Below are 16,710 nucleotides of genomic sequence, written 5' to 3' on the forward strand. Positions count from 1 at the left end.
GATGAAAAAAAATCCCCTCCACGTCGTTAAACCCGACGAGGAAGGGATTGATTCGTAAATCGCATATTGGGGCGAATTATCGCCGTTAATTCATACGGGTTCAAGTGAGTATAGCATTCTGTCGGATGGCGGCTGCACCTTATCCGGCCTACATTCGCAGGCCCGGTAAGCGCAGCGCCACCGGGCATTGGCGGCACAGCAGCCTGATGCCCTCACCCCACCCCTCTCCCACACGGAGAGGGCGTTTTACCTACTCGTCTTCCAGGTAGGTGTACCCGTACAGACCCGCTTCAAACTCTTCCAGGAACTGCTGCTGCAAGGCATCGTCCAGACCGGTGTTTTTCACCTGGTCGCGGAACTGGGTGAGCAGTTTTTTCGGATCCAGCTGCACGTATTCGAGCATATCCGCCACGGTATCCCCTTCGTCGGACAGCTCAACCTCGACGCTGCCGTCAGGGAAGACAAACACGTCAACCGCTTCGGTATCGCCGAACAGGTTGTGCATGTTGCCGAGAATCTCCTGATACGCACCCACCATAAAGAAGCCCAGCATTGGCGGGTTCTCCGGATCGTACTCCGGCATTGGCATCGTCGTTGCGATACCGTCACCGTCAACGTAGTGGTCAATCGCGCCGTCAGAGTCACAGGTGATGTCCAGCAGCACCGCGCGACGTTCCGGGGCGTGGTTCAGCCCTTCCAGCGGCAGAACCGGGAACAGCTGGTCGATACCCCAGGCATCCGGCATCGACTGGAACAGGGAGAAGTTGACGTACATTTTGTCCGCCATACGCTCCTGCAACTCGTCGATAATTGGACGATGCGCGCGGTTGCTCGGGTCGAGCTGTTTCTGCACTTCATGGCACATGTTCAGATAGAGCTGCTCGGCCCACGCGCGCTCTTGCAGGCTAAAGGTGCCTGACGAGTAGCCGACGTGAATATCGTGCAGGTCCATCTGGCTGTCGTGCAGCCATTCGCGCAGGGAGCGACGCGTGCCCGGCTCGTGCATCTCCTGCCAGGTTTCCCACATGCTTTGCAGGGAACGTGGGGCATCGTCAGCCGGAGGCGTGGCTTCGGTGATTTCGCTACGCTCAACGCCGATGATGTTAGACACCAGCACCGTATGGTGCGCGGTAACCGCGCGGCCAGATTCGGTGATCACCGTCGGGTGCGGCAGGCCGTGCTCTTCGCAGGCATCGCCAATCGCCCAGATGATGTTGTTGGCGTATTCGTTCAGGCCGTAGTTGACCGAGCAGTCAGACTGGGAGCGGGTTCCTTCGTAGTCCACGCCCAGGCCGCCGCCCACGTCAAAGCACTGGATGTTCACGCCAAGCTTATGCAGCTCAACGTAAAAACGCGCGGATTCACGCACGCCGGTGGCGATGTCGCGGATATTGGCCATCTGCGAGCCGAGATGGAAGTGCAGCAGCTGAATGCTGTCCAGTCGACCGCGCTCGCGCAGAATCTCCACCAGCTGAAGCACCTGGTTCGCCGCGAGGCCGAACTTGGATTTTTCACCGCCGGAAGACTGCCATTTACCGGAACCCTGCGACGCCAGTCGCGCACGCACGCCAAGGCGCGGGATCACATTCAGACGCTCGGCCTCTTCCAGCACGATCGCGATTTCGGTCATCTTCTCGATCACCAGATAGACCTTGTGGCCCATCTTCTCGCCAATCAGCGCCAGACGAATGTATTCGCGGTCCTTATAGCCGTTACAGACGATCACCGACCGGGTCATGCCCGCGTGCGCCAGAACGGCCATCAGCTCCGCTTTGGAACCAGCTTCCAGGCCCAGCGGCTCGCCGGAGTGGATCAGGGACTCAATCACGCGGCGGTGCTGGTTTACCTTGATCGGGTAGACGAGGAAATAGTCGCCGTTATAACCATACGATTCGCGCGCGCGTTTGAAGGCGGCGTTAATAGAACGCAGGCGATGTTGCAGGATCTGCGGGAAGCAGAACAGTGCAGGCAAGCGCTGGCCCTGCGCTTCACGGGCTTTCACCAGCTTAGCGAGATCCACGCGCGCTTCAGGGACGTCCGGATCCGGGCAGACGCTGATGTGGCCCAGTTCGTTAACGTCGTAGTAGTTATTGCCCCACCAGGCAATATTGTAAGTGCGCAGCATCTTGCTGGCTTCCTGGGAGCTCATCGCAACCTCCTGCATAGAACGTAGTACACCCTGTTCGCCTGCTGACGAAGGCGAAAGCGAAGACATGTCGTCAGACATAGCGAACCTCAACTCTTTGTAGTAAGTGTAAAACAGTTGACTACTATCGCAGCGTTATACGGCGATAACAACCCATTAACGGCTCCATTTCCCAGCAGAGTATGCTGAAATCCAGACCGTGCGACCGGTTTCTTATTCATATCATTGTAAAACACGTATCCGAACTCTGTATGACAAGGTTCGGCGAAACCACGAGAAAACTCCTGTATTAACAAGAGCGCCCTTGTTCAGTTTTCACAAAGCGTGACCGGCTCTGGAATCCTGAGAAGCACCGAGATGGGTATAACATCGGCAGGTGTTTAAACCAGAAGTGCGGGTGGGAATCACATGCGCGCCAGAACGGCTGCGCTGAATGAGCGGAAAACGATGGTTCATTATCTCGTATCACCTCCACGGCCGCCTCTGCTGAAACGGACCACAAGCCAAAGCTAAAAGTTCACTGCTTAACCCGGCTGGAAGTGGCGACACGATGTGTTCATCGAGCGCTGATTTTATATGAGCCGCGCGCCGCGTTTTATACCGAGAAGGTAGCTAAAAAGCAAAATAAAAATGTGCAGGTTGCCAGCGCCGTCAGGAAAAATTTCCAGCAATGTTTTCAACGCAGTGAGAGGTGAGTCAAAAAAAACTGGAAATCGGGCGAAGAAGTGACCTAAAATAGCCATCCAGATGTTAATCCATCCATACCGATTAACACTCAGACTGCCAGTGTCAAAATCCTGTAGGCCTTGGTAGAATTATCTCCTTTGGCTATTCCACACAGCAGCTTGAGCTAACCAAATTCCTCTTAGGTGAAATAAAACATGGCAAAACACCTGTTTACGTCCGAGTCCGTATCAGAAGGACATCCTGATAAAATTGCTGACCAAATCTCCGATGCGGTGCTGGATGCGATCCTCGCGCAGGATCCAAAGGCGCGCGTAGCGTGTGAAACCTATGTCAAAACCGGCATGGTTCTGGTTGGCGGTGAGATCACCACCAGCGCATGGGTTGATATCGAAGAGATCACCCGTAACACGGTACGTGAGATCGGCTATGTGCATTCTGATATGGGCTTTGATGCCAACTCCTGCGCCGTACTGAGCGCGATTGGCAAACAGTCTCCGGACATCAACCAGGGCGTTGACCGTGCCGATCCGCTGGAACAGGGCGCGGGCGACCAGGGCCTGATGTTCGGCTATGCGACCAACGAAACCGACGTGCTGATGCCGGCCCCTGTGACTTACGCACACCGTCTGGTGCAGCGTCAGGCTGAAGTGCGTAAAAACGGCACTCTGCCGTGGCTGCGTCCGGATGCGAAAAGCCAGGTGACCTTCCAGTACGACGACGGGAAAATCGTCGGTATCGATGCCGTGGTTCTCTCCACGCAGCATGCTGAAGAGATTGATCAGAAATCGCTGCAAGAAGCGGTGATGGAAGAGATCATCAAGCCGGTTCTGCCGACTGAGTGGCTGAGCTCTGCGACCAAATTCTTCATCAACCCAACCGGACGCTTTGTTATCGGCGGGCCTATGGGTGACTGCGGTCTGACCGGTCGTAAAATCATCGTTGATACCTACGGCGGCATGGCGCGTCACGGTGGCGGTGCATTCTCCGGTAAAGATCCGTCTAAAGTTGACCGTTCTGCCGCGTACGCTGCGCGTTATGTGGCGAAAAACATCGTTGCTGCCGGCCTGGCTGACCGCTGTGAGATTCAGGTTTCCTACGCTATCGGCGTGGCTGAGCCAACCTCCATCATGGTGGAAACCTTCGGTACTGAAAAAGTGCCTTCAGAACAGCTGACCCTGCTGGTGCGCGAGTTCTTCGACCTGCGCCCATACGGCCTGATTCAGATGCTGGATCTGCTGCACCCAATCTACCAGGAAACTGCCGCGTACGGTCACTTTGGTCGCGAACATTTCCCATGGGAAAAAACCGACAAAGCCGCCCTGCTGCGTGACGCTGCCGGTCTGAAGTAATCGACTGACCGCTGTTTAAACAAGCCAGCCTTTGTGCTGGCTTTTTTTATGTCGGGTGGCGGCTGCGCCTTACCCGACCTACGATTATGTAGGCCGGGTAAGGCGCAGCCGCCACCCGGCAATCTTTGAAACCGCTTACACTATGCCGGATATACCCCGCTTTCAGAATAATCTCTTTGCATGATCGTAATTCTTCTGCTGTTACATTCCCTTTCAGTTAAGTCTGAAATTCATGCAAACGCGATGCATATCAATTAATTTACCTCTATATTTTCAAAGCTTTAATTATTTTTACGGTTACGGGTTAGTGTAACCGATTACACCATTGTGATTTGTCTCACATATTTTTATGAGCCGCTCACCTACCCTTAATATCGATAAAACTGATAACCCAACTGGAGGGCATAATGCCTGACAATAATAAACAGGGGCGTACGTCCAATAAGGCAATGACGTTCTTCGTCTGCTTCCTTGCCGCTCTGGCAGGATTACTCTTTGGCCTAGATATTGGCGTCATCGCCGGTGCATTACCTTTCATCGCCGATGAGTTCCAGATTAGCGCACACACTCAGGAATGGGTGGTTAGCTCCATGATGTTCGGCGCCGCCGTCGGCGCGGTCGGCAGCGGCTGGCTCTCCTTTAAGCTCGGGCGTAAAAAGAGCCTGATGATCGGCGCGATCCTGTTCGTTGCCGGCTCATTGTTCTCTGCCGCTGCGCCTAACGTTGAAGTGCTGATCCTCTCCCGCGTGCTGCTGGGTCTGGCAGTGGGCGTGGCGTCTTACACTGCTCCGCTGTACCTGTCTGAAATCGCGCCGGAAAAAATTCGCGGCAGCATGATTTCCATGTATCAGCTGATGATCACCATTGGTATTCTCGGGGCTTATCTCTCCGATACCGCGTTCAGCTACAGCGGCGCATGGCGCTGGATGCTGGGTGTGATCATCATCCCTGCCGTCCTGCTGCTGATCGGCGTCTTCTTCCTGCCGGACAGCCCGCGCTGGTTTGCCGCCAAACGACGCTTCCACGATGCCGAACGCGTGCTCTTACGCCTGCGTGATACCAGCGCCGAAGCGAAAAACGAGCTGGAAGAGATCCGCGAAAGCCTGAAGGTGAAACAGTCCGGCTGGGCGCTGTTCAAAGAGAACAGCAACTTCCGCCGCGCGGTGTTCCTCGGCGTGCTGTTACAGGTTATGCAACAGTTCACCGGGATGAACGTCATCATGTATTACGCGCCAAAAATCTTCGAACTGGCGGGTTACACCAACACCACCGAGCAGATGTGGGGCACCGTGATTGTCGGCCTGACCAACGTGCTGGCAACCTTTATCGCCATCGGTCTGGTGGACCGCTGGGGACGTAAGCCAACCCTGACGCTGGGCTTCCTGGTGATGGCTGTCGGTATGGGCGTGCTGGGTACCATGATGCACCTGGGCATTCACTCTCCAACGGCACAGTACTTCGCCGTGGCGATGCTGCTGATGTTTATCATTGGGTTTGCGATGAGTGCCGGTCCGCTGATTTGGGTACTGTGCTCTGAGATCCAGCCGCTGAAAGGGCGTGATTTTGGTATCACCTGCTCTACCGCAACCAACTGGATTGCCAACATGATCGTCGGCGCAACGTTCCTGACCATGCTCAACACCCTGGGTAACGCCAATACCTTCTGGGTCTACGCGGGTCTGAACCTGTTCTTTATTGTTCTCACAATCTGGCTGGTTCCTGAAACCAAACACGTTTCACTGGAACACATTGAACGTAACCTGATGAAAGGTCGTCCTCTGCGCGAAATCGGCGCACACGACTGATCCTCTTGCGGGAGGCGCCTCTTGCGCCTCCCCGCTTCCCGCTTTATGCTCTGCCCCTATGAAAGCTCCCCGTCTCCCCATCGCCATTCAGCAAGCCGTTATGCGCAGCCTGCGGGAAAAACTCGCCCAGGCCAACCTGAAGCTCGGCCGCAGTTATCCTGAACCGAAGCTGGTCTATCAGCAACGCGGCACCGCGGCAGGCACCGCCTGGCTGGAAGCCTACGAGATCCGCCTGAACCCGGTGTTGATGATGGAAAATCAGCAGGCGTTTATCGAAGAAGTGGTGCCGCACGAGCTGGCCCATCTTCTGGTGTGGAAACACTTTGGCCGCGTCGCGCCGCACGGCAAAGAGTGGAAGTGGATGATGGAGGCGGTGCTCGGCGTTCCGGCACGCCGAACCCATCAGTTCGAGCTGGAATCGGTGCGCCGCAATACCTTTCCCTACCGCTGCCAGTGCCAGCAGCACCAGCTTACCGTCCGCCGCCACAACCGCGTGGTGCGGGGCGAGGCGACCTACCGCTGCGTGAAGTGTGGCGAGCCGCTGGTCGCGGAATAATCAACTGAACTATCAGGAACTTTCCTGATCTGACTGATTGCATACAGGAACAACATTCGTTACGTTGCGGGCTCGTTTTGACACGGAGTGTAAGATGTCCCGTAATGTTTCTCTCGCGGTCGCTTTTCTGGCGACGGCGCTTTCCGGCCATGCTCTGGCCGACGGTATTCACAGTTTTTCTCAGGCTAAAACGGCAGGCGTAAAGATTAACGCCGACGTGCCGGGTGATTTCTACTGCGGCTGTAAAATCCACTGGCAGGGTAAAAAAGGGATCGTGGACCTGGAGTCCTGCGGCTATAAGGTGCGCAAGAACGAGAACCGCGCCAGCCGAATCGAATGGGAACACGTTGTTCCGGCCTGGCAGTTTGGTCACCAGCGCCAGTGCTGGCAGGATGGCGGACGTAAGAATTGCGCAAAAGATCCGGTCTATCGCCAGATGGAAAGCGATATGCACAACCTGCAACCCGCCGTGGGTGAAGTCAATGGCGATCGCGGTAACTTCATGTACAGCCAGTGGAACGGTGGCGAAGGCCAGTACGGTCAGTGCGCGATGAAGGTCGATTTCAAAGATAAAGTAGCCGAACCGCCTGCGCGCGCGCGCGGCAGCATCGCCCGTACGTACTTCTATATGCGCGACCGCTACCATCTCAACCTTTCCCGCCAGCAGACGCAGCTGTTCAATGCCTGGGACAAACTCTATCCGGTGACGGACTGGGAATGCCAGCGCGACGAACGTATCGCCAACGTCCAGGGGAATCACAACCCTTACGTCCAGCGGGCTTGCCAGGCGCAAAAGAGCTAACCTACACTACGGCCATTCGCTTATATCGCATGACATATGGAATTTCTGACTATGCGCATCCCTCGCATCTATCACCCTGAACTGATTACCGCTGGCGGCGAAATCGCCCTGTCTGATGATGCTGCAAACCACGTAGGCCGCGTGCTGCGCATGGGTGCAGGCCAGGCCATTCAGCTCTTCGACGGCTCGAATCAGGTTTTCGACGCTGAAATTACGCGCGCCGACAAAAAAAGCGTGCACGTAAAGGTGCTCCGTGGCGAAGTGGACGACCGGGAATCCCCGCTGCACATTCACCTCGGCCAGGTGATGTCGCGCGGGGAAAAGATGGAGTTCACCATTCAGAAATCCATTGAACTGGGTGTAAGCCTCATTACGCCACTTTTTTCTGAGCGCTGCGGCGTTAAACTGGATGCGGAACGTCTGAACAAAAAGATCCAGCAATGGCAGAAAATTGCCATTGCTGCCTGCGAACAGAGTGGCCGTAACCGTATTCCGGAGATCCGCCCGGCGATGGATCTGGAGGACTGGTGTGCAGAAGAGGAAAGTGGGCTTAAGCTTAATCTTCATCCGCGCGCCAGCGCCAGCATCAATACGCTGCCGCTGCCCGTTGAGCGCGTACGCCTGCTGATTGGCCCGGAAGGCGGCCTGTCGGCTGACGAAATCGCCATGACGGCGCGTTACCAGTTTACTGATATTCTGTTGGGACCTCGCGTTCTGCGCACTGAGACAACGGCACTCACAGCCATTACCGCGCTACAGGTACGGTTTGGCGATCTGGGTTGACCCATTAACGGAGAAGAAGATGATTAAGCTCGGCATCGTGATGGACCCCATCGCAAACATTAACATCAAGAAAGATTCCAGCTTTGCTATGCTGCTGGAAGCGCAGCGTCGCGGCTATGAACTCCACTACATGGAGATGAACGATCTTTACCTGATCAACGGTGAAGCCCGCGCACGCACCCGCATCGTTAACGTCGAGCAGAACTACGACAAATGGTACGAATTTGGCACCGAGCAGGATATTGCCCTGGCCGACCTCAACGTCATCCTGATGCGTAAAGATCCGCCGTTCGACACCGAATACATTTACTCCACCTATATCCTTGAGCGTGCCGAAGAGAAAGGAACGCTGATCGTCAACAAGCCGCAGAGCCTGCGCGACTGCAACGAGAAGCTTTACACCGCCTGGTTCTCTGACCTGACGCCGGAAACGCTGGTCACCCGCAGCAAAACGCAGCTGAAAGCATTCTGGCAGAAGCACGGCGACATCATCATGAAGCCGCTGGACGGCATGGGCGGCGCGTCGATCTTCCGCGTGAAGGACGGCGACCCGAACATTGGCGTGATTGCCGAAACGCTGACCGAGCTGGGAACCCGCTACTGCATGGCGCAGAACTATCTGCCTGCCATCAAAGACGGCGACAAGCGCGTGCTGGTCGTAGACGGCGAGCCGGTGCCTTACTGCCTGGCGCGCATCCCGCAGGGTGGCGAAACCCGTGGCAACCTGGCGGCCGGCGGCCGTGGCGAACCGCGTCCGTTAAGCGAAAGCGACTGGGAAATTGCCCGCCGCGTCGGTCCTACGCTGAAAGCTAAAGGTCTGATCTTCGTCGGCCTCGATATCATCGGCGATCGCCTGACCGAAGTGAACGTCACCAGCCCGACCTGCATTCGTGAAATTGAGGCGGAATTCCCGATCTCGATCACCGGAATGCTGATGGACGCTATCGAAAAACGTTTACAGAAATAACCTGTGACAGCGCCTGTGTTTATCCCCATACTGGGCGCTGTCGCTTTTTAAACCAGGAAACAGTACCTCTGACAATGAATTTACAGCATCACTTTCTTATTGCCATGCCTGCTCTCCAGGATCCGATTTTCCGCCGCGCCGTGGTGTACATTTGTGAATACAACGAAGACGGCGCGATGGGGATTATCATCAACAAGCCGCTGGAAAACCTTCAGGTTGAAGGGATTCTGGACAAGCTGAAAATCCCCGCTGAAGCGCGACTGCCGGAGATCCGTCTCGATAAACCGGTGATGCTGGGCGGCCCGCTTGCAGAAGATCGTGGCTTTATCCTGCATACCCCGCCGGTTTTCTCGTCCAGTATTCGTATCTCCGATAACACCGTCGTCACGACGTCGCGCGACGTGCTCGAAACGCTGGGCACGGCAAATCAGCCTTCTGAAGTGCTGGTTGCGCTCGGCTACGCCTCCTGGGAAAAAGGGCAGCTGGAACAAGAAATTCTGGACAACGCCTGGCTCACAGCCCCTGCGGATATGAATATCCTGTTTAAAACCCCTATTGCCGATCGCTGGCGCGACGCGGCGAAGCTGATTGGCATTGATATTCTCACCATGCCTGGCGTTGCGGGGCACGCGTAATGAGCGGCACCCTTCTCGCCTTCGACTTCGGCACCAAAAGCATCGGCGTCGCCGTGGGTCAACGGATCACCGGCACCGCCCGCCCCCTCACGGCGCTGAAAGCTAACGACGGCACGCCGGACTGGAACCTTATTGAGCGCCTGCTCAAGGAGTGGCAGCCGGACGACGTGATTGTCGGCCTGCCGCTGAACATGGACGGCACCGAGCAACCGCTTACCGCCCGCGCGCGCAAGTTCGCGAACAAAATCCATGGCCGCTTTGGCGTCTCCGTTAAGCTGCACGATGAACGTCTGAGCACCGTTGAAGCGCGCGCTGGCCTGTTCGAGCACGGCGGCTTCCGGGCGCTGAACAAAGGCAGCGTGGATTCTGCTTCTGCCGTCATTATCCTCGAAAGCTATTTCGAACAAGGTTACTGAGCGCCGGGGCCTACAGCCGCCCCTGCGCCCGCCGCTCTGCCAGACTCTGCTCAAAGTTCTGCATCCCCGCCTGCTGCCCCGTTTGGATAATGCCCGGAAGTTGCCAGGTTTTGCCTTCGCGGATCAGGTTCGCCGCCGCAGACGTGTTCACCAGTAATTCGTACAGCGCCACGCGCCCGCCCTGGAGATCCTGACGCAGCTTCTGCGCCAGCACCGCGCGCAGGCTTCCCGCCAGCTGATTGCGCACCGGATCTTTTTCCTGCGCCGGGAAGGTATCGACCAGGCGCTCAATGGCCTGCGCCGCCCCGCGCGTGTGCAGCGTGGCTAAAACCAGATGGCCGGTCTCAGCCGCCGTCAGTGCCAGGCGTATCGTCTCGCTGTCGCGCAGCTCACCAAGCAGAATTACATCCGGATCTTCACGCAGGGCGCTGCGCAGGGCCTCGGCAAAGGACGGGCTGTGCTGGCCTATCTCGCGCTGCTGGATCAGGCAACGTTCGCTCTGGTACATAAACTCCACCGGATCTTCCAGGGTCAGAATATGCCCGTCCGTCTGGTGATTGAGGAAATCGACCATCGCGGCCAGGGTGGTCGATTTTCCGCTGCCGGTGGCGCCGGTGACCAGAATCAGGCCATTGTCATGGGTCAACAGCGCCGGGATCGCTCGCGGCACGCCCAACGCAGAGAGCTGCGGGCACGTCATCGGCAACAGCCGCAGCGCGATCGAAGCGCCGTGCATATGCTTAAACGCACTGCCGCGCAGCCGCTGACCGCCTGCGAGGGTAACGGCAAAATCCACCTGCCCGTTTGCCCACCATGCGCCCTGCTGTTCGTCGTTGAGCCACGCTTTTATTAATCCCTCCACATCCGGGGGCGGAAACGGCGCCGGTTCAAGCCGGCCTAACCTGCGCCAGCGCGGTGGCGAATCACTGCACAGGTGTAGATCGGAGACGTTATGCTTTACACTAAGGGCCACAATTTCTTCCACATCCATAGACTACTCCTCGGAAAATGAACGACATTGCGCATAACCTGGCACAGGTCCGGGACAAAATCTCAGCCGCTGCAACGCGTTGCGGCCGTGCTTCAGAAGAAATTACGTTGCTTGCAGTCAGCAAAACCAAGCCTGCGAGCGCCATCGCAGAAGCGATTGCCGCCGGCCATCGCGCCTTCGGCGAAAACTATGTGCAGGAAGGGGTGGATAAGATTCGCGCTTTCCGGGAACAGGGCAATACGGACCTGCAATGGCACTTTATCGGCCCGCTACAGTCGAACAAAAGCCGACTGGTAGCAGAGCACTTCGACTGGTGCCACACCATCGATCGTCTGCGCATCGCCACCCGTCTGAGCGACCAGCGCCCGGCAGAGATGCCAGCGCTTAACGTGCTGATTCAAATCAACATCAGTGATGAAAACAGCAAGTCCGGCATTACGCTGAGCGAGCTGGATGCGCTGGCGGCTGAGGTGGCGGCGCTGCCGCGCTTAACCCTGCGCGGGCTGATGGCAATTCCGGCGCCAGAGTCAAGTTATGAAAGGCAGTTTGCCGTGGCACAGCAAATGGCTGTAGCATTTGAGGCGCTTAAAGCGCGCTATGACACGGTAGACACGCTTTCTCTGGGCATGTCGGACGATATGGAAGCCGCCATCGCGGCAGGCAGCACCATGGTGCGCATCGGCACGGCTATTTTCGGTGCGCGCGATTACACCCAATAATAAGGAAAACTGAGGAACGCCATGAAGACGTTGACTTTCCTGCTCTCAACGGTCATTGAACTGTATACGATGGCGCTGCTGCTGCGCGTCTGGATGCAGTGGGCCCGTTGTGATTTTTACAATCCATTCTCACAATTTATCGTGAAAATCACGCAGCCCGTTGTGGGGCCGCTTCGCCGCATCATTCCGGCAATGGGGCCGATAGACAGTTCATCCCTGCTGATGGCGTTTATTCTGAGCGTTATCAAAGCGATCGTGCTGTTTATGGTCATTACTTTCCAGCCGATTATCTGGATTTCAGCCGTTCTGATCCTCGTGAAAACCGTCGGCCTGCTGATCTTCTGGGTCCTGCTGGTGATGGCGATCATGAGCTGGGTAAGCCGGGGCCGTAGCCCGGTGGAATACGCGTTGATTCAGCTGACGGAACCGCTGCTGCGTCCGATTCGTAGCCTGCTGCCTGCCATGGGCGGGATCGACTTCTCCCCGATGCTCCTCGTTCTGCTGCTGTACGTGCTGAATATGGGTATCGCGGAACTGTTGCAGGCGACGGGCAATATGCTGCTGCCGGGGCTGTGGATGGCGTTATGAGTGCAGTTAGCCCCTGCGCCGACGGGCTGGTTTTACGGCTGTACATTCAGCCGAAAGCCAGCCGCGACAGCATTGTTGGGCTGCATGGCGACGAGTTAAAAGTCGCCATCACCGCCCCGCCGGTTGACGGCCAGGCGAATGCGCATCTGACCAAATACCTGGCTAAACAGTTTCGCGTCGCTAAAAGCCAGGTCATCATTGAGAAAGGTGAACTTGGCCGCCATAAACAGGTAAAAATCCTTAATCCGCAATCTCTCCCGACGGAAGTCGCGGCTCTGACAGAACAGGACTAAACCATGCAGAAAGTTGTTCTCGCCACCGGTAACGCAGGTAAAGTGCGCGAGCTGGCCTCGCTATTAAATGATTTTGGGCTGGACGTGGTGGCTCAGACCGAGCTGGGCGTGGATTCCGCCGAAGAGACGGGCCTGACGTTTATCGAAAACGCCATTCTGAAAGCGCGCCACGCCGCGCAGATCACGGGGCTGCCCGCGATTGCCGATGACTCCGGTCTGGCCGTAGATTTTCTCGGCGGTGCGCCGGGGATTTACTCCGCCCGCTATTCCGGGGTGGACGCCACCGACCAGCAGAATCTGGAAAAGCTGCTCGTGGCCCTGAAGGACGTTCCCGACGAACAGCGTACCGCGCAGTTCCACTGCGTGCTGGTCTACATGCGTCATGCGGAAGACCCAACGCCGATCGTCTGTCACGGCAGCTGGCCGGGCGTGATTACCCGTGAAGCGGCGGGCAACGGCGGCTTTGGCTATGACCCGATTTTCTTTGTCCCGACCGAGGGCAAAACCGCTGCGGAACTGACCCGCGAAGAAAAAAGCGCGATCTCCCACCGTGGTCGCGCGCTGAAACTGTTACTGGAAGCGTTACGTAATGGCTAATTTGCCGCCTCTGAGTCTTTATATTCATATCCCTTGGTGTGTGCAGAAATGCCCGTACTGTGATTTCAACTCGCACGCGCTGAAGGGCGAAGTGCCGCACGATGATTACGTCGCGCATCTGCTGGCCGATCTGGATGCCGATGTACCGTACGCGCAGGGACGTGAGGTAAAGACCATTTTCATTGGTGGCGGTACGCCGAGCCTGCTCTCAGGCCCGGCGATGCAGACGCTGCTGGACGGCGTGCGTGCGCGCCTGAACCTGGCAGCGGATGCTGAAATTACGATGGAAGCCAACCCCGGCACCGTTGAGGCCGACCGTTTTGTCGAGTATCAGCGCGCGGGCGTGAACCGTATCTCCATCGGGGTGCAGAGCTTTAGCGAGCCGAAGCTGAAGCGTCTGGGGCGCATTCACGGCCCGGAAGAGGCAAAGCGTGCGGCGAACCTGGCAACGGGGCTTGGGCTGCGCAGTTTTAATCTCGATTTGATGCACGGCCTGCCGGACCAGTCGCTGGAAGAGGCGCTGGACGATTTGCGTCAGGCGATTGAACTGAACCCGCCGCATCTGTCGTGGTATCAGCTCACCATTGAGCCGAACACGCTGTTTGGCTCCCGCCCTCCGGTGCTGCCGGACGACGACGCGCTGTGGGATATCTTCGAGCAGGGTCACAGGCTGTTAACCGCGGCAGGGTATCAGCAATATGAAACCTCGGCGTATGCGAAGCCGGGCTATCAGTGTCAGCACAACCTGAACTACTGGCGTTTTGGTGATTATCTGGGGATTGGCTGCGGCGCCCACGGCAAAGTGACCTTCCCGGACGGTCGCATTCTGCGTACCGCCAAAACGCGTCATCCGCGCGGATTTATGGAAGGCCGCTACCTGGAGCGTCAGCACGACGTCGAGGCGGCGGACAAGCCGTTTGAGTTCTTTATGAACCGCTTCCGTCTGCTGGAAGCCGCGCCGCGCACCGAGTTTTCGCGTTATACCGGGTTACCGGAATTAGCGATTCGCCCGCAGATTGACGAGGCGCTGGCGCAGGGGTATCTGACGGAATGTGATGATTACTGGCAGATCACCGAGCACGGTAAGCTGTTCTTAAACTCCCTTCTTGAGCTGTTCCTCGCTGAAGGATCCTGAAGGCTGATTCAGGATTTTGCATCCCGTTCTGCCGGCTGAGGGAAAGGCTGGCGGTTGAGCTGGACGGCGGACAGCATGATGAAAATCAGGAATACGATCGCCAACGGACGTTGTGGTTAAACCAAAAGGGCTGGCACGTCATTCGGTTCTGGAATAATGAACTCTGGAATAACGAAGAGGCGGTGTTAGAGAGGATCCTTGGAACGCTGCAAATGCTGCAACCCTCACCCCTGCCCTCGCCCTGAAAGGGAGAGGGTGCAAATCATTCCCTCGCCCCTTTGGGGAGAGGGTTAGGGTGAGGGGCCCTGCGCGCAGAGGCGTTACTTCAACGTCCCCACCAGCGCTTTCCGGCTATCTTCCAGCGACACCACGCGCTTACACACGTCTTTGCCGAACTGCTGGAAATCAGCTTCCTGATTCTTCCACTCGTTCTGAATCGAGGTTTGCAGTCCGCCCAGGCTACCCAGAACGCCCTGCAACGGATTACCGCCGCCCTTCAGCACAGCCTGGGCGCCCATCTCGTTAATGCTGTCCTGGAGAATGCCGCCCATCGCCTGGTTCACCAGCTGCTGACCGTCGGCACGCACCTGATCGATCGCCTTATAGTGGAACGTCAGGCCATCAGAGCGCGTCTCGATAATACGGTTCATCTGCTCTTTCAGCTGTTTATCCAGCTTGGTCAGGCGGGTACGCATATTGCTGCTCTCCCCCACCTCTTTAGTGATGATTTTATCCAGCGCCACGCGGCTCTTTTCAACGCGGGTCAGCGCGCCGTTGTTGATCCACGGCAGCGCGGTGCGCAGCTCGGCCTGGTAGTCCATCGCCTGCTCGCGCTGGGCGGCCGTCAGGTTTTGCGGTTTACCGTTAAAGGTCACGTTGCCATCCGGCGTAATCACCAGATTGCCATTCTCGCCCTTAACCTGCACGGTTTGCGGACTCAACACCACGTCATCGCGCGGGGTGACGCTACATTTATATTCCGCATGGGCGGTGGATCCGATTGCCAGTAAAGCAACAGCCAGCAACGTTTTGCGCATCTTTAACACTCCCTAAGACAAAATGGGCCAGCTAATGCTGGCCCCGTACCTGCTTTATTAGTCCCACCAAACGTCGAAAAGTTCGCTCACGCGGACATCTTCCATCTTGTGGTCTTCAAGCCATTTGCGTACCAGCGCCTGGTGTTCTTCGGTGCATTTACCCACTTCCTGGGTGCAGATCAGACCTTCCCACGCCAGATAGCCGCTACCGTCGAAGGCCAGCTTGTTTGGCTCGATGACCTCGTTGATGAACGCATCAACGTCCTGATCGATCTGCTCAACGCTGGTGCCTTCCGGGAAACGCCAGGCAACGGAGAAGCCCACTTCCTGGAATTCTTCGATGTGCATCTTTTTACGCAGACGACGGCTACGATTCTTTGCCATTATTTCACCCTCTCGAACATTAAGTCCCATACGCCGTGACCAAGACGATGGCCACGCTGTTCAAATTTTGTCACCGGACGTGAATCCGGACGCGGTACGTAGTCGTTGCTCTCGGACTGGTTTTTATACCCGTCCAGCGACGACATCACTTCCAGCATGTGTTCCGCATAAGGTTCCCAGTCGGTCGCCATGTGGAAAACGCCGCCCAGCTTGAGCTTACTTTTCACCAGCTCGGCAAACGGTGCCTGAACGATACGGCGTTTATTATGACGCGCTTTATGCCATGGGTCAGGGAAAAAGAGCTGAACCATGTTCAAAGAATTGTCAGGAATCATTTTGTGCAGCACTTCCACCGCGTCGTGACACATCACGCGCAGGTTCTCAACGCCCTCTTCGTGGGCCGTTGCCAGGCACGCGCCGACGCCCGGCGAGTGTACTTCAATGCCGAGGAAGTTCTGCTCCGGGCGCGCTTTCGCCATTGTGACCAGCGAGGTGCCCATACCAAACCCGATCTCCAGCGTGACGGGCGCGTCGCGGCCAAACAGCTCGGTAAAGTCGAGCGGCTGCTCGCTGAACTCAACGCCCATCACCGGCCAGTAGTTGTCCAGCGCGTGTTGCTGCCCTTTTGTCAGGCGGCCCTGACGGCGGACAAAGCTGCGAATACGGCGCAGCGGGCGACCGTTTTCATCAAATTCCGGTGAAATGACGTCGTTTTTCATAAAAGAGTTGTCTGCTTGTGAGAGTGTTCGGGAAACGGGCATTATCCAAAGTTAAGGCTTCTATGCAAGCATGGGAAAGATCCGGTTTACAGCAGATTGAC

The 16,710-nt window shown here is 56.8% G+C and carries 22 protein-coding genes; 14 read left to right on the plus strand and 8 right to left on the minus strand.

The window, feature by feature from the left end; genetic code table 11:
• Positions 1–250: 250 nt before the first annotated feature.
• The 4 genes from speA to E0L16_RS04035 all read right to left on the minus strand — a co-directional run bounded on the left by speA (position 251) and on the right by E0L16_RS04035 (position 2,889).
• The gene (speA, locus tag E0L16_RS04025; protein ID WP_022649348.1) at positions 251–2,227 is read right to left on the minus strand and encodes a biosynthetic arginine decarboxylase; all 1,977 of its coding nucleotides are present in this window, start codon (positions 2,225–2,227) and stop codon (positions 251–253) included.
• Positions 2,228–2,235: 8 nt separating this feature from the next.
• Complete coding sequence (gene yqgB / locus E0L16_RS04030) at positions 2,236–2,367, minus strand: acid stress response protein YqgB (RefSeq protein WP_129741668.1); 132 nt, start codon at positions 2,365–2,367, stop codon at positions 2,236–2,238.
• A 94-nt stretch (positions 2,368–2,461) separates the two neighbouring features.
• Positions 2,462–2,602 carry a hypothetical protein gene (locus tag E0L16_RS22310; RefSeq protein WP_418757657.1) on the minus strand — a complete coding sequence of 47 codons (141 nt, stop codon included), beginning with the start codon at positions 2,600–2,602 and terminating at the stop codon, positions 2,462–2,464.
• Positions 2,603–2,718: 116 nt separating this feature from the next.
• On the minus strand, positions 2,719–2,889 hold the full coding sequence (locus E0L16_RS04035; RefSeq protein ID WP_165498394.1) for a hypothetical protein: 171 nt from the start codon (positions 2,887–2,889) through the stop codon (positions 2,719–2,721).
• A 138-nt stretch (positions 2,890–3,027) separates the two neighbouring features.
• Between E0L16_RS04035 and metK the strand changes: the two genes are divergently transcribed.
• The 8 genes from metK to ruvX all read left to right on the plus strand — a co-directional run bounded on the left by metK (position 3,028) and on the right by ruvX (position 10,146).
• Positions 3,028–4,182 (plus strand): methionine adenosyltransferase, encoded by a 1,155-nt coding sequence (metK, locus tag E0L16_RS04040; protein WP_003860037.1) that lies wholly within the window; start codon positions 3,028–3,030, stop codon positions 4,180–4,182.
• A gap of 407 nt (positions 4,183–4,589) precedes the next feature.
• Entirely contained in the window at positions 4,590–5,987 is a 1,398-nt protein-coding gene (gene galP, locus E0L16_RS04045; protein WP_063867839.1) for a galactose/proton symporter, read from the plus strand.
• A 58-nt stretch (positions 5,988–6,045) separates the two neighbouring features.
• Complete coding sequence (locus tag E0L16_RS04050) at positions 6,046–6,543, plus strand: SprT family zinc-dependent metalloprotease (RefSeq protein ID WP_063867837.1); 498 nt, start codon at positions 6,046–6,048, stop codon at positions 6,541–6,543.
• 94 nt (positions 6,544–6,637) lie between these two features.
• Positions 6,638–7,345 carry a deoxyribonuclease I gene (gene endA / locus E0L16_RS04055; protein ID WP_063867834.1) on the plus strand — a complete coding sequence of 236 codons (708 nt, stop codon included), beginning with the start codon at positions 6,638–6,640 and terminating at the stop codon, positions 7,343–7,345.
• Between the two features lie 51 nt (positions 7,346–7,396).
• Positions 7,397–8,128 (plus strand): 16S rRNA (uracil(1498)-N(3))-methyltransferase, encoded by a 732-nt coding sequence (rsmE, locus tag E0L16_RS04060; protein ID WP_131636374.1) that lies wholly within the window; start codon positions 7,397–7,399, stop codon positions 8,126–8,128.
• Between the two features lie 19 nt (positions 8,129–8,147).
• Complete coding sequence (gene gshB, locus E0L16_RS04065) at positions 8,148–9,095, plus strand: glutathione synthase (protein WP_063451234.1); 948 nt, start codon at positions 8,148–8,150, stop codon at positions 9,093–9,095.
• 74 nt (positions 9,096–9,169) lie between these two features.
• Entirely contained in the window at positions 9,170–9,730 is a 561-nt protein-coding gene (locus E0L16_RS04070; protein WP_022649353.1) for a YqgE/AlgH family protein, read from the plus strand.
• Positions 9,730–10,146, plus strand: coding sequence for a Holliday junction resolvase RuvX (ruvX, locus tag E0L16_RS04075; protein ID WP_006811925.1), 417 nt, complete (start codon positions 9,730–9,732; stop codon positions 10,144–10,146). The genes E0L16_RS04070 and ruvX overlap by 1 nt, the downstream gene beginning before the upstream one ends.
• Before the next feature lie 10 nt (positions 10,147–10,156).
• Here ruvX and E0L16_RS04080 read toward each other — a convergent pair whose 3' ends face one another.
• A complete protein-coding gene (locus tag E0L16_RS04080) occupies positions 10,157–11,137 on the minus strand; it encodes a type IV pilus twitching motility protein PilT (RefSeq protein ID WP_131636375.1) in 981 nt (326 codons plus the stop codon).
• Between the two features lie 17 nt (positions 11,138–11,154).
• Between E0L16_RS04080 and E0L16_RS04085 the strand changes: the two genes are divergently transcribed.
• From E0L16_RS04085 to E0L16_RS04110, 6 genes are read left to right on the plus strand one after another with little or no spacing between them, the layout of a single operon-like run.
• Positions 11,155–11,856, plus strand: coding sequence for a YggS family pyridoxal phosphate-dependent enzyme (locus E0L16_RS04085; RefSeq protein ID WP_063867830.1), 702 nt, complete (start codon positions 11,155–11,157; stop codon positions 11,854–11,856).
• Between the two features lie 21 nt (positions 11,857–11,877).
• On the plus strand, positions 11,878–12,444 hold the full coding sequence (locus E0L16_RS04090; RefSeq protein ID WP_063451231.1) for a YggT family protein: 567 nt from the start codon (positions 11,878–11,880) through the stop codon (positions 12,442–12,444).
• Complete coding sequence (gene yggU, locus E0L16_RS04095) at positions 12,441–12,737, plus strand: DUF167 family protein YggU (RefSeq protein WP_112791632.1); 297 nt, start codon at positions 12,441–12,443, stop codon at positions 12,735–12,737. The genes E0L16_RS04090 and yggU overlap by 4 nt, the downstream gene beginning before the upstream one ends.
• A 3-nt stretch (positions 12,738–12,740) precedes the next feature.
• The gene (locus tag E0L16_RS04100; RefSeq protein WP_015571839.1) at positions 12,741–13,334 is read left to right on the plus strand and encodes an XTP/dITP diphosphatase; all 594 of its coding nucleotides are present in this window, start codon (positions 12,741–12,743) and stop codon (positions 13,332–13,334) included.
• Positions 13,327–14,469 (plus strand): radical SAM family heme chaperone HemW, encoded by a 1,143-nt coding sequence (gene hemW, locus E0L16_RS04105; RefSeq protein ID WP_131636376.1) that lies wholly within the window; start codon positions 13,327–13,329, stop codon positions 14,467–14,469. The genes E0L16_RS04100 and hemW overlap by 8 nt, the downstream gene beginning before the upstream one ends.
• Entirely contained in the window at positions 14,463–14,714 is a 252-nt protein-coding gene (locus E0L16_RS04110) for an endonuclease domain-containing protein (RefSeq protein WP_131636455.1), read from the plus strand. The genes hemW and E0L16_RS04110 overlap by 7 nt, the downstream gene beginning before the upstream one ends.
• A 75-nt stretch (positions 14,715–14,789) precedes the next feature.
• Here the strand turns inward: E0L16_RS04110 and E0L16_RS04115 are convergent, their stop codons facing one another.
• The 3 genes from E0L16_RS04115 to trmB are packed head-to-tail and all read right to left on the minus strand — an operon-like array spanning position 14,790 to position 16,609.
• Positions 14,790–15,506 (minus strand): YggN family protein, encoded by a 717-nt coding sequence (locus tag E0L16_RS04115; RefSeq protein ID WP_107533729.1) that lies wholly within the window; start codon positions 15,504–15,506, stop codon positions 14,790–14,792.
• 57 nt (positions 15,507–15,563) lie between these two features.
• Positions 15,564–15,890, minus strand: coding sequence for a YggL family protein (locus E0L16_RS04120; RefSeq protein WP_006178455.1), 327 nt, complete (start codon positions 15,888–15,890; stop codon positions 15,564–15,566).
• Entirely contained in the window at positions 15,890–16,609 is a 720-nt protein-coding gene (gene trmB, locus E0L16_RS04125; RefSeq protein ID WP_022649361.1) for a tRNA (guanosine(46)-N7)-methyltransferase TrmB, read from the minus strand. Before trmB ends, E0L16_RS04120 begins: the two co-directional genes overlap by 1 nt.
• Between the last annotated feature and the right edge of the window lie 101 nt (positions 16,610–16,710).

Source organism: Enterobacter quasihormaechei (assembly GCF_004331385.1).
GTDB classification, from domain to species: domain Bacteria; phylum Pseudomonadota; class Gammaproteobacteria; order Enterobacterales; family Enterobacteriaceae; genus Enterobacter; species Enterobacter quasihormaechei.